12 protein-coding genes are annotated in these 13142 nt (G+C 42.5%); 7 read left to right on the forward strand and 5 right to left on the reverse strand.

Annotated elements, in window-relative coordinates:
• The first annotated feature begins 302 nt into the window (after positions 1-302).
• On the forward strand, positions 303-389 hold the full coding sequence (locus tag PGR10_RS06355; RefSeq protein WP_430923417.1) for a DUF1493 family protein: 87 nt from the start codon (positions 303-305) through the stop codon (positions 387-389).
• 52 nt (positions 390-441) lie between these two features.
• Positions 442-1080 (forward strand): hypothetical protein, encoded by a 639-nt coding sequence (locus PGR10_RS06360; RefSeq protein WP_430923190.1) that lies wholly within the window; start codon positions 442-444, stop codon positions 1078-1080.
• A gap of 452 nt (positions 1081-1532) precedes the next feature.
• On the opposite strand, the gene PGR10_RS06365 is transcribed toward PGR10_RS06360, so the two are convergent.
• The 5 genes from PGR10_RS06365 to PGR10_RS06385 all read right to left on the reverse strand — a co-directional run bounded on the left by PGR10_RS06365 (position 1533) and on the right by PGR10_RS06385 (position 6533).
• Complete coding sequence (locus tag PGR10_RS06365) at positions 1533-2054, reverse strand: hypothetical protein (RefSeq protein WP_430923192.1); 522 nt, start codon at positions 2052-2054, stop codon at positions 1533-1535.
• 542 nt (positions 2055-2596) lie between these two features.
• Entirely contained in the window at positions 2597-3142 is a 546-nt protein-coding gene (locus PGR10_RS06370; RefSeq protein ID WP_047065595.1) for a hypothetical protein, read from the reverse strand.
• A gap of 73 nt (positions 3143-3215) precedes the next feature.
• Positions 3216-3650, reverse strand: coding sequence for an HNH endonuclease signature motif containing protein (locus PGR10_RS06375; protein WP_430923193.1), 435 nt, complete (start codon positions 3648-3650; stop codon positions 3216-3218).
• A gap of 418 nt (positions 3651-4068) precedes the next feature.
• Complete coding sequence (locus PGR10_RS06380) at positions 4069-4407, reverse strand: hypothetical protein (RefSeq protein WP_430923195.1); 339 nt, start codon at positions 4405-4407, stop codon at positions 4069-4071.
• Between the two features lie 176 nt (positions 4408-4583).
• A complete protein-coding gene (locus tag PGR10_RS06385) occupies positions 4584-6533 on the reverse strand; it encodes a recombinase family protein (protein WP_142689095.1) in 1950 nt (649 codons plus the stop codon).
• A gap of 78 nt (positions 6534-6611) precedes the next feature.
• Between PGR10_RS06385 and yeaG the strand changes: the two genes are divergently transcribed.
• The 5 genes from yeaG to PGR10_RS06410 all read left to right on the forward strand — a co-directional run bounded on the left by yeaG (position 6612) and on the right by PGR10_RS06410 (position 13066).
• Positions 6612-8546 (forward strand): protein kinase YeaG, encoded by a 1935-nt coding sequence (gene yeaG / locus PGR10_RS06390; protein WP_015366145.1) that lies wholly within the window; start codon positions 6612-6614, stop codon positions 8544-8546.
• A gap of 117 nt (positions 8547-8663) precedes the next feature.
• Positions 8664-9947 (forward strand): YeaH/YhbH family protein, encoded by a 1284-nt coding sequence (locus PGR10_RS06395; RefSeq protein WP_087859323.1) that lies wholly within the window; start codon positions 8664-8666, stop codon positions 9945-9947.
• A gap of 643 nt (positions 9948-10590) precedes the next feature.
• Positions 10591-10809: a cold-shock protein gene (locus PGR10_RS06400; protein WP_087859322.1), complete on the forward strand. Its 219-nt coding sequence runs from the start codon at positions 10591-10593 to the stop codon at positions 10807-10809.
• A gap of 205 nt (positions 10810-11014) precedes the next feature.
• Positions 11015-12502 carry a diguanylate cyclase DgcJ gene (dgcJ, locus tag PGR10_RS06405; RefSeq protein WP_087859321.1) on the forward strand — a complete coding sequence of 496 codons (1488 nt, stop codon included), beginning with the start codon at positions 11015-11017 and terminating at the stop codon, positions 12500-12502.
• A 63-nt stretch (positions 12503-12565) separates the two neighbouring features.
• Positions 12566-13066 carry a YbaK/prolyl-tRNA synthetase associated domain-containing protein gene (locus PGR10_RS06410; RefSeq protein ID WP_087859320.1) on the forward strand — a complete coding sequence of 167 codons (501 nt, stop codon included), beginning with the start codon at positions 12566-12568 and terminating at the stop codon, positions 13064-13066.
• Positions 13067-13142 lie beyond the last annotated feature (76 nt).

Raw genomic sequence — 13142 nt, forward strand, 5'->3', positions numbered from 1 at the left:
TTGGAAAGTATGAACTGTACATCAAAAACTTGCAACGCTTTCATTGTACTACTCTTTTGGTTTAACGTATCATTGTGGAATAGCAAATCCCGTTAAGACCTAAAATTTGGTTATACATAATAAAAATGATTATAAAAACACACTGAGTACGTTACTATACGTCTTCCTCTTGTTCCAGTACGGGACAAGGTTGACTATCGGCGTGCAACTAGAGGTACAAGCCCACTCTCCCTTGTTTTTCGTAAGGTGTTCACTGGTTCCTTTGAGACACGTAAGAAGACACTAACCATTTAGTCGAAACCATGCAAGGATTGGGCTTATACTACCAGTATTGCCGGGTACAAATGTTTATTGAACGTGCTAAGGCTGGAAAATGGCTTTATGATTAAGATAATTATTTCTGCATCATTTATCTTTTATTATTAATAAGTATCCTCACTCATGAAATTTTGGAATAACATACTGCTTTCTACCGTTCTTGTATTATTCATTGTAGCTATAGTTACATTTATTAAAGTTTTAGGTTATGGAACTGGTATTACAAACTTGATTAGTACTATCGAGGTAGGTAGCCTTACAGATATCATAAGTTCTTTGAGTACCCTCGGTACTCTAGTAATTGCTTATCTCGCGTATAAATCGGCTCCACTATGGATTCGTGAAAAGCAAAATGAAGAAGGTTTCAATCATGTTAGCTCGATGCTTAGAGACTATGATAGCATTGTTTTGGAATTGCGTAATATTTACTGGGATGTGTTCCCTGGTGCTATTACTGTTTCTAACCAACAAGAAATAAGGAATAATATTAACAAATGTACTGAAAATTATTTCTCATTAGAATCAAAACTTAAAGCTTGTAAAAGATGGAAAATCGAGTACCCACTTGAAGTAGAGACGCACTTCAAAAAAATTCTTGATTTTTATTCAAAGGCATTAGACGTTGCTGCCATCCAGCAGTTTGGTGATTATAATAGGGCATTTCAATTGCAACAAGATTTAACTGGTATACGAGATGAGATTATCAATGATAGAGAGTTTTTTCTTCGTGATATCGATGATATCTTCAAATTCCAACAATAAAAATAGTAACACATGATATTTCATTTGGAATCCATGCACCAAGTTATCTTATGCCACAAAAATCCCACCTCATGGGTGGGATCATTTCTTCGCATTGATTGCATCATATTAACCTGATGGCTGTTATTATGGCTTGTTTGTACCATTCATACAGTACTAAATTGGTTACGGGGATTATCTTCGATAACAACGGTTCATATTGATTATTGATCCAACATTGAACACGAATGCATTTATGAAATGCACAATAATCGATTTCATAATGTTTCATATTTTCTTATTTGGAGCGGTACCGGGGCAACGATCCCCGCTGGAAAAAATCGGAAGTTTTTCTTGTCACCATAACCTACCGCATATACTACTATTTATCATTTGAGATAGGTGAAGAATTACTTTCATTACTAAAATTTATAGTAGTAAATTATCATTCCAGAATTCAGTACCGTATACTGTTATAATTTATATGAACCAGTTTTACCACCACGGATTTTCATCATCAGGTCATCGGCGGCTGCGTTACCAGTGCTTTTGAATTCGGGCATAGTGTGAAGATATTCCTTTAATGTAATTTCTTTCCCTTTTTTATACTTGTCTACTTGATCCTGATACATTACACGTAATCTTTCTGGATAGTCTTTAGTGGTTAATATTACCTCTTCACAATTTGGCATCATATCGAGTATTGATTGGTATTGATCCAATGAATGTAACTCCGAGAATCCGTCTTGAATGAAATACTGTCCAGTAATTGGATCAACACATTCAAAGTTTTGATGTATCTCTTGCTCTAGTGAAATGGCATCTGATTCGGTCATTGCCACTGATTTAGTCATTAGAGTAACTTTAATGAGAGTTGTTTCTTGAATTCCAAATAATCTCACTTCTGGCTGTTTTGAATATCCAACTTTAATTAGAGTTACATCGCGTGTTTCAACTGCCATTGTATAGATGTAATGATCTTTTAAATTTAACATTTTAATTCCTTCTGTATGGCTCTATGAGCAGTTATTAGTTGTTTGTGATAATTCGGTACTGTCGTCCCGTTTAAATCGCGTGGCGGGCTTCCTGTGGCGACTGCGTAACACTTTAATATAATGGCTTCGCCAATCAGTATTGCTATCGCTTTTAAGAAGAAGTATATCAGTACTGAAGTAATGGCTTTAGCCTTTCCATCTCTTGACCTTCTTTACTCCAAAATAAGATCCCCAAATAAGTATTTCTCTAAATCAGGTACTAGAAAACAAAAAAAAAGTATCTGATCTCTAGAAGTCAATTAAAAACCATTTTATTGTATTTGTCGCAGTTGCCGGAGGCGACGGCGAAAAGCCAAATAAAAACGATCTTATCTTAATTTTTAAAGGGCTGACGTAAGGCAGACCTTCAAGAAATGAGATATGGACAGTAGCCCCTGCGGGCAGTTTAAACCATTTATTACAACACATATTATATCTTTAATAGGTAGGAAAACCCCTGCAACCCGCATTCTACCGTAGTGGTTTTCCTACCACCTTAATCATCACTTACGCTTTAAATAATCCATTATTAGCTTTGGTTCAACCCCATTTGCCAATAGATTATCCAGGTACTGTTTAACTGAATCATCCAGTACCGGAACCTTAATCAATTTCTCAATGTTCATACTTGCCTCTCTACATGCTTTTCCATAATTTTCAATACTAGCCCTACCTAATAATTTCAGTCCTTCAAATTCGGTACTAAACCATTTCAACCATTGGATGTTAACGAAACCATCAGAATCAAGCATACTATTACGAATATATTTGATATCTTCATTACTAAATTTATTAATTACCTTTGAAAGATATGTTTCTGTAATGAATTCATTAATGCATTTACCAACATTTTCATTTGTCAGTACTGATACCTTTCTTAATGCATCGAATACGTATCTTACTTTTATTCCCTTAGTATTACCGAAATTAGATTTATCGGTACTGCTTAGAATAATCGCTTTGTACTTGTTGGACAATCTTGAATAGGACTTACCATTTAGAAATGTAACGACATTCGAATTATCACGTGTTGCTTTTGGTCTAGCCATAAATACCTCCGTAGTTTGTTATATTTTTTACTCCATGTTGCCAGTACTGAATTCTCCGCAGTACTGGCATTTTTTATTTTATGAAAAACTTACTCATTGCACTATCTACTAATTTTTTATAGCCTTCATTACGGTTATATTCGCGTGTTACAATTCGTAGATTTGAAATATCATTATTATGAATGTTGCCATCCTCATGATCCACTTCAAAACCTTCGGGAATTTGGCCTTTATAATCCATGACCATTAACCATTTATGGATTGGATAATTGAATAGTTTACCATCAATTGTTAGACATAATTGTTTATATCCATTACCATTTCCATTATGGTTTTTATTATTTGGTGTTAAAACCCTATCAATTCCAGTACTGATATTACGAACAAGTTCACCATTTTTATATATTTCAAAATTCCCAGTGGAAAAATAACTTCCATTATCTTTATAACTGAAAGTATGAATTGTTACTACACCATCCTTTGTTGTGTTTTTTAGGCTGATATTCATATTACATCCATGTATCAAACTCACTTCCTGTGAGTTATATTGTCGAAAGTTTTATACCATTTCGTTACTCTTGGGTATTATAATTTCACCTTTACCAGTACTGCTCCTACTATTAATCCACATATAAATGAAATCATTTGTTTCTTGCTTCCTGTATTAGTTTATCGATTATCTTCTGTGCTCCACCATTTTCTCTTAACCATTTCTTGATACTCGGCGTTACACGTAGATCCACACGTTCTGTTTTTGATTCAGTTCCCTTCATATATTCTCCTACTGTACGTACTTATTTATCATAGATATTAAAAAAGCCGTTCAAATGCGGCCTAATAACATTATATGCAATATAATTATTTTGTTCGAAAATATTTTTGATTGGATATATTGAAATCCAAAACCGGGATATACCCGGCATTGATTATTTAGAAGTTAAACTACAATTATTAACTATAAGTTTTCCATCCTTGTATAGCTGTACTATTCCCTTCTTTGAAAGAATAGCTAATGTAAGGCCATTATCATATGTATTGTACAGCCCATCGGCCTTGAGTACCGATTTAGTTAGTTCATGTGGATATCCATTAACTTTGATAATCTGGCTATTGTCATCCTCAATCACATAACTACCACATTCATATAGGGTAGTTGATGTATGTAGAGAACCACCAGACCAGTTATCCCATGCTTCACGATCCGTAACGATATGTGCAAATGACTCAGTACTGAATAGTAGAGCAAGAATAAGTATTCTTTTCATCTTAATGTTCCTGTCATGATATAAGCCAAAAAGCATGGGGCATAGTATTCATATCATTTCTTTTGTAATTTCTGGTGGCATTAATCGTTTAGATACATCCTGACCATTCATCGTTTATGACATTCAGCATTTCTATTACTCCATTCAGTAATTCCACTGTATTATCCTCAGCCCGACTAAGACTGGAATATAAATTTCTCATTACGGTCCATCCAAATAGCTGTCACTGACTCCTCACCCTCTAATTCACGTATATAATCACGTAACAATATATATTCAATAAAATTGATAGGTTTACTATCTAGCGTGCTAAACGCTGGTAGTTTATCTCCTTCTGTGTATGTTAAGCAGAAGGAGTCACTCTTATAAATTCTTACATCATTACGATGCTCAATTATGAATTCAGTCAGCATCTCACCACCACCACGTTTATTATTAATCACTAAAACATGTGTAAGGTAGTCATTAAAATAATCCAAGTGCACAAAGATAGCATTAGCAATAACTCTATATCTTATCGCCTTAAGCACTAATCGTAGTTCCTTACGAATCCTAGCTCGTAACTCTACGTTCATAGGATCTAATACCTCATCAATATTGAAATCGAGTTTTGGTATCTCTCGGATATCCTGTAATCCTATTAGTTCATCCTCTACCTGAACTATTCTATCCTGAACCTCTGTTAAGCCATCACTAAGCATTATACCTGTCAGTAGTCCCTTCTTTTTACGCTCTTCAATACGTGCAATAAATGCTTTTTCTTCCTCGCGTAATGAAGATAGTTCCTCACGTAATGTATCTACTGGAGAACTATTGGTTTCTTCTTTTTTCATCAATTGTTCAAAATTGACATTCTTCACTGTTTCCAGAATATTCTTTTCAATCCTGATATATTGAATTGATTTAGCATCACAAGCTTTCTTCTCTTCACGTGTACGACAGATAACATATTTTGTTCTTACATGATTATAGTGAATAGCAATATTCCCACCGCAGCAACCGCACTTGAGAATCTTAGGAAACAAGTTTGTTATGTAATCATCTTGAGCAATAGATAAATCTTTTCTGATGCGATTAGCTACACCATTCAATGATAACTTCTGGTTTACTCGTTCAAATGTTAAGTTGTCGATAATTTTCATCTTAACAACCTTCTTATCCCTCAAGACTCTTAAGACATTTACGGTACTCCAACCTGCTTCTAACTGTTTAACTATTGAACCAGTGCCAACACCATCTTCAAATAGTCGGAAAATCTTCTTCACAACTGCATGGTCTAATAGTAAGTCTTCACGTGGTTTCTTCTTCTCAAGACCAACGCGATCCATCATACGATTAGCTGTAAGGAATAGCTCATCATCAATCACAACTGGATATACGCCACGATATACCTCATCGTTATAACGTTTGTGCTCACCCAACAAACGACGATCACGAACCCAGTTTGAAACAGTCACCATCTGAAGCAAAACACCCTTCTGTTTATAATGCTTCACAATCTCACCAGTGCTCATGCCAGCGGCGTACATCTTAAAACATGAACGAATCAACTCTACCTTCTCTTCATTGATCGCGTACTTACCTCCCTCATTGACTAGCCATACAGGCATTCTATTTGATATAACCTTACCTTCTTTGATGGCTTCTTTGATCTTTCTATCCCACGCAGCCTTTGCACGTACTGACTTCATCAACGATTCATTGTGTGAACGCATCTGTATCAGTTCCATGATAAGTTTCGAGTGTGGATCATCTTTTCGTAACACAGTACTGGCAGAAATATCATGAACCTCGACGCCACTGTTCACGATGAACCTGATAGTATCCTCTGCCCAACTGGAACGGCGGCTAATACGGTCGAGTGACATAACTATGAGTGCATCACCTTCTCCATACTTGCGATTTTGCACATCCTGCAAAAATATCCCAAGTTGTGACTCTGGTGATATATTGGAATTTCTGAATGCACTAACCCCCAGATCCCGAATAAACACCCTGTCATTATTAAATAATGCAGCATTTCTATCTAAATAAGCTTCCAGAACTGAACGTTGGTCATCCAGACCGCCTCCTCCTTCGAGTTGCTGAATGGAAGATACTCGCTCATAACATATAGGACGGAGCATAATTTTTATCCCGTTGAAGAACTACGCTAAAAGTATTAAATCAAAATGTTCCCATAGTATACGAAAGGACGGCATGCCATGAATATATTCGATCACTATCGCCAGCGCTATGAAGCTGCCAAGGACGAAGAGTTCACACTGCAGGAGTTTCTTACCATCTGCCGGCAAGATCGCAGTGCTTATGCCAACGCGGCAGAGCGGCTATTGACGGCCATTGGTGAACCAGTCATGGTCGATACGGCCCTGGAGCCGCGGCTGTCCCGCCTCTTTTCAAACCGGGTTGTCGCACGCTATCCGGCGTTTGAAGAGTTCTATGGTATGGAAGATGCCATCGAGCAGATTGTTTCCTACCTGAAACATGCTGCGCAGGGTCTGGAAGAGAAAAAACAGATTCTGTATTTGCTGGGGCCGGTCGGCGGCGGTAAATCCTCGCTGGCGGAACGTCTGAAATCGCTGATGCAGCGAGTGCCAATCTACGTGCTGAGCGCCAACGGCGAACGCAGCCCGGTCAACGATCATCCGCTGTGCCTGTTTAACCCGCAGGAGGACGCGCAGATCCTCAATAAAGAATACGGCATTCCTAACCGTTATCTCGGCACAATTATGTCGCCGTGGGCGGCTAAACGCCTGCACGAGTTCGGCGGTGATATCACTAAATTCCGCGTCGTGAAAGTGTGGCCGTCAATCCTCGAACAGATTGCCATCGCCAAAACGGAACCCGGTGATGAAAATAACCAGGACATTTCGGCGCTGGTGGGGAAAGTGGATATCCGTAAACTGGAACACTATGCGCAAAACGATCCGGATGCCTATGGTTACTCCGGCGCGCTGTGCCGCGCCAACCAGGGGATCATGGAATTCGTCGAGATGTTTAAAGCGCCGATTAAAGTATTGCACCCCCTGCTGACGGCGACCCAGGAAGGCAACTATAACGGTACCGAGGGTATCTCCGCCCTGCCGTTCAACGGTATTATCCTCGCGCACTCCAACGAATCCGAGTGGGTGACCTTCCGTAATAACAAAAACAACGAGGCGTTCCTTGACCGTGTCTATATCGTCAAAGTGCCTTATTGCTTGCGCATCTCGGAAGAGATCCGTATTTATGAAAAATTGTTGAATAACAGTGAACTGACCCATGCGCCATGCGCCCCTGGAACGCTCGAAACGCTGTCGCGCTTCTCAATCCTGTCGCGCCTGAAAGAGCCGGAAAACTCGAGCATCTACTCGAAGATGCGCGTCTATGACGGCGAAAGCTTAAAAGATACCGATCCGAAAGCGAAATCCTACCAGGAGTATCGTGATTACGCCGGCGTTGACGAAGGGATGAACGGTCTCTCTACCCGTTTTGCCTTTAAAATTCTCTCAAGGGTGTTTAACTTCGATCATGCCGAAGTGGCGGCTAACCCGGTCCATCTGTTCTACGTACTGGAACAGCAAATCGAACGCGAACAGTTCCCGCAGGAGCAGGCCGAACGTTATCTGGAATTCCTCAAAGGCTATCTGATCCCGAAATACGCCGAGTTTATCGGTAAAGAGATCCAGACTGCTTATCTTGAGTCTTATTCCGAATATGGACAGAACATTTTTGACAGATATGTCACTTATGCGGATTTCTGGATTCAGGATCAGGAGTACCGCGATCCGGATACCGGGCAACTGTTCGACCGTGAGTCGCTGAATTCGGAACTGGAGAAAATCGAGAAACCCGCCGGGATCAGCAACCCGAAAGATTTCCGTAACGAAATCGTCAACTTCGTGCTGCGCGCCAGAGCGAATAACAGCGGACGTAATCCGAACTGGACCAGCTATGAGAAACTTCGCACGGTTATTGAGAAGAAAATGTTCTCCAATACCGAGGAGCTGTTGCCGGTCATTTCGTTCAATGCCAAAACGTCTACCGACGAGCAGAAAAAACACGATGACTTTGTCGATCGCATGATGGAAAAAGGCTATACCCGTAAACAGGTGCGCCTGCTGTGCGAATGGTACCTGCGGGTACGTAAATCGTCCTGATAGCGACAAACCCGGTAGCCGCGGCTGCCGGGTTTCAGCACCACTGCTCGTATAACGAAAGACATCTACCCTAAGCAACATCAGGGTACAGTTGGCAAATGCAGTACAGGAGGGCATATGACCTGGTTCATAGACCGACGCCTGAACGGGAAGAACAAAAGCGCTGTCAATCGTCAGCGCTTTCTGCGCCGTTACAAGGCGCAGATAAAGCAGTCGATCTCCGAAGCCATCAATAAACGTTCGGTGACCGATATCGACAGCGGTGAATCCGTCTCCATTCCGACGGACGATATTAACGAGCCAATGTTTCATCAGGGGCGCGGCGGGCTACGTAATCGCGTCCATCCCGGCAACGATCACTTTGTGCAGAACGACCGCATTGAACGCCCACAGGGCGGCGGCGGTGGAGGCGGCGGTGGTCAGGGGCAAGCCAGCGCCGATGGCGAGGGCCAGGATGAATTCGTCTTTCAGATTTCCAAAGATGAATATCTTGACCTGCTGTTTGAAGATCTTGCCCTTCCCAACCTGAAGAAAAACCAGCAACGCCAGTTGAACGAGTTCAAAACCCATCGTGCGGGTTTTACCGCCAACGGCGTGCCGGCCAATATCAGCGTGGTGCGTTCATTACAGAATTCGCTGGCGCGGCGAACCGCGATGACCGCCGGTAAACGGCGCGAACTGCGGGCATTGGAAGACTGTCTCGATACCATTGCCAAAAGCGAACCAGCGCAGCTGCTGGAAGAGGAGCGGCTACGTAAAGAGATTGCGGAACTGCGGGCTAAAATTGAGCGCGTGCCGTTTATCGACACGTTTGATTTACGCTATAAAAACTATGAGAAACGACCGGAGCCTTCAAGCCAGGCGGTGATGTTCTGCCTGATGGATGTTTCTGGTTCAATGGACCAGTCCACAAAAGACATGGCGAAACGTTTTTACATTCTGCTGTATTTGTTCCTCAGCCGGACCTATAAAAACGTTGAAGTGGTCTATATCCGCCACCACACCCAGGCGAAAGAGGTGGATGAACATGAGTTTTTCTATTCCCAGGAGACCGGCGGCACGATTGTTTCAAGCGCCCTGAAGTTGATGGATGAGGTTGTTAAAGCCCGCTATGACCCGGCGCAGTGGAATATTTACGCCGCGCAGGCGTCGGATGGCGATAACTGGGCAGACGACTCGCCGCTGTGTCATGAACTGCTGGCGAAGAAAATACTGCCGGTGGTTCGTTACTACAGCTATATCGAAATCACCCGCCGCGCCCACCAGACTCTGTGGCGCGAGTATGAACATCTGCAGGCAACATTTGAGAATTTTGCTATGCAGCATATTCGCGATCAGGAAGATATTTACCCGGTGTTCCGTGAACTGTTCCATAAACAAGGCACCACCAGCAATACTTAGCCTCATTAATCAGCCAGATAAATACCCATTCTGGCTGATTTTTCTGTTCCACAAACACATAAATAGCCAGGTTCAGGCTCCGCTCATTTACATTTAGATAATTACCGAATTAATCCTTTACGCATTGGGCCTCTGGATGGCTAAAATAAATGTTGCACTATTTTTTCTACTATGCGTTAATGGCTACGTCGATTTGAAAGACAGAAAGATATTACCCAAGCAGTTACTCACACCTCCAGGCGCTATCGCTGATACCACCTTTCCTGAGTCTCTCCAATAGTATTAAGATTCTTCTGCAAATCAAATCCTGTATGCTTTGATACATTAAAAAACTGGATAGAAGATGACTAATAAGAGTAATGGCTTAGTAAGACGGTTAAACGCCGGCTAAATTTGATGCGAACTTCTGATTTACGATAACGATGACGGCTTTGACCTGAGTAGATAAATAAGAAGCATCTCATTCAAATCACCACAAAATGGCATAAATTGATAACATAATTTGTCAGGCATGCTATTTTTAGTAGTAACATTAAAGATATTTCCGTTTTGAAGCTCAGCCCACCAGAAACTTTACGTATTTATAATCTGTGGATGAGTGACAAAATGAAAAAAAAACATAATAATATAAAAGGATAAAATTATGATTAACAATATTCATTTCCGATGCCCGTGCTGCCATGGGTCACAGTACAGAACCTCACATTTTGATGTGAGCGAAAAAAATCCCTTCGGCGCGAAATGCATTTTTTGTAAATCCGACATGGTGACTTTTGACAATATCGAATCTATCGATGTTTATCAGCCTGTCATGTCACAGCTCGCCGGAAGCGGCAAAATGTTTGCCTCCGCCGCCTCATGAGTGGCCTTAGGCCAGTCCTGCGCACTCTTCAGACACGCGTCATGAAGAGTGCCGCTTTTTAGTCCAGCCTGCCTTGCCCTATTCTCCACTCCTGAACTATCTGTCAGCATAGTTTTCTGACCAGCCGTTCGTTCACCCACGCTCTGGTAGCCAGTTTATCCACTATGATAAAATCAGCTAAACGGGTAGGACGAATGCAAACATCATGAAATTACAGAATAAATTACTGCGACATGTTATTTCCGCAGGCGTCGTGGTGTTGACGTCTTCATTTCTCGTATACGAATTAATCGCTACCCATCGCGATATGTCAGGCTATATGCGATACATCATAGAAAAAGGAGAATCGACCTTTCTCTATGATAAGTATCAGAATCAACTCATCATCTCTCAGTTTCTGCGCAAGCTGGATACTCCCCCAAACCAAACAGAGTTAGAACAGGTCTGTAATAGCGTACAACACAACGGGGATGTCAGTGGTTTGAATATCGCCGGCTATACCTATCCCCAATTGCATGGCACCCTAAGCGCCGCACATGCCGACTGCGGCAAATGGCGTGGAGATATTCCTGCGCTCCAGGCATTCGATCGCGCGGTTGCCAGAAATGATAGCTGGCAGCCAGAGGTTCCTGCGACGCTCAAATCAGAAAAACGCTTTCGCTATTACATAGATCTGGTAAATAAATACATCTACTTTTATGCGCCCGTCAGAATTAAAAGTAATCCGATACAGAACTGGAATTTTCTTCAGGACAGTAAACTGGGTATTAGCCAGGCCAGCCTTGATGGTTTAGAACAGGGTCGTTCGCTCATCTCGACCGTGTATGTTGATGCGATGACGGGAAAGAATATTTTATCGTTTTTAACGCCAGTGTATTTCAAGGATAAGCTGAAAGGCGTAGTGATGGTCGATGTGACCGCGCAAGAGATTGAGGCCTTGTTATACACCAGCGACCGGCCTTTGGTATGGCGCTATCTGGATATTACCTTGAAGGATTCCGATACCGGCGCGCTCATTGAGGTACATAATAGTAAAACACATCTGTTGAATTACGCCCATTACACCCATCAGGTAGCAGAAAACTTACGGATAACCTTATCTCTTGATATTATGTATTTTCTGCTCAGCTCGTGGAAACTCTTCCTGTTTTATTTACTCTCAACCGCCGCGTTACTGCACCTGGTGCGGGTTCATTTCCGCCACTACAACTCGGTGTCGAAAGAGAATATCAGCGATACCATGACCGGCCTTTATAATCGTAAGATCCTTACCCCGATGCTGGAATCACGCCTGCAACGACTTACCGCGCAAGGGGTTAACGTCGTTACAATAGCCCTTGACTGCGATGGACTGAAAAAGATCAACGATACCTGGGGGCATAACGCCGGCGACGAAGCGATTATTCTTCTGGCGCAGGCTATTTCCGCTTCTATTCGCAGCAGCGATTATGGCGTGCGCTTAGGAGGCGATGAGTTCTTTCTAATTCTGATCGATTATCCGGAAGATGAAGCGGAAAATATCCCGGCGAGGATCCGGCAATATCTGGCGATTCATGACCATCAACAGCGCGTCGATTTCTCCTGGGGAGCGGAACATCTCGCGCCAGAACACTCACTCGGTGAAGCAATGAAAGCAGCCGATGCGCGCCTGTATATAAACAAAAAGCAGAAAAAAATCCCCGGCATTCGCTGATAAGTTTTCATTGCCGCCGCGCGGAGTTAAGCTTGCCCTTTTCAGCAGAGGAACCATCGCAATATGCAATCGCCAGAGACAGCCGACATACACCAGCGGTTATGCCGCCTCCTTGATGAGCAGCAGGCTCGCTATCGGGTCATGGAACATGAAGCCGTTGGCAAATGTGAAGCCGTATCTGCAATCCGCGGTACCGCGTTGGGACAGGGCGCCAAAGCGCTGGTCTGTAAAGTGAAAGGTAATGGGATAAACCAGCACGTACTGGCTATCCTTGCCGCCGATCAGCAGGCCGATTTATCCCGTCTGGCGCAGCATATTGGCGGCAGTAAAGCGTCGCTCGCCAGCCCGGCGGAGGTCGATGCTCTTACCGCCTGCGTATTTGGCGCCATTCCGCCGTTTAGCTTTCACCCTAAGCTAAAACTGGTCGCCGACCCGCTGCTGTTCGAACGTTTTACCGAGATAGCCTTTAATGCCGGCCTGCTGGAAAAATCGATCATTATGAATACCGACGACTATCTGCGTATCGCCCGCCCTGAGCTGGCAGCGTTCCGTCGCGTCATTTAGCACATCGCCCGTGTGCGACAAGATTCGCGGGCGGCACTGGTAGACTGATTTGCAGTAAATAAATTAAAAGCCTGTT

This window comes from Klebsiella sp. 141198 (genome assembly GCF_050600785.1).
Taxonomy (GTDB): Bacteria; Pseudomonadota; Gammaproteobacteria; order Enterobacterales; family Enterobacteriaceae; genus Klebsiella; species Klebsiella aerogenes.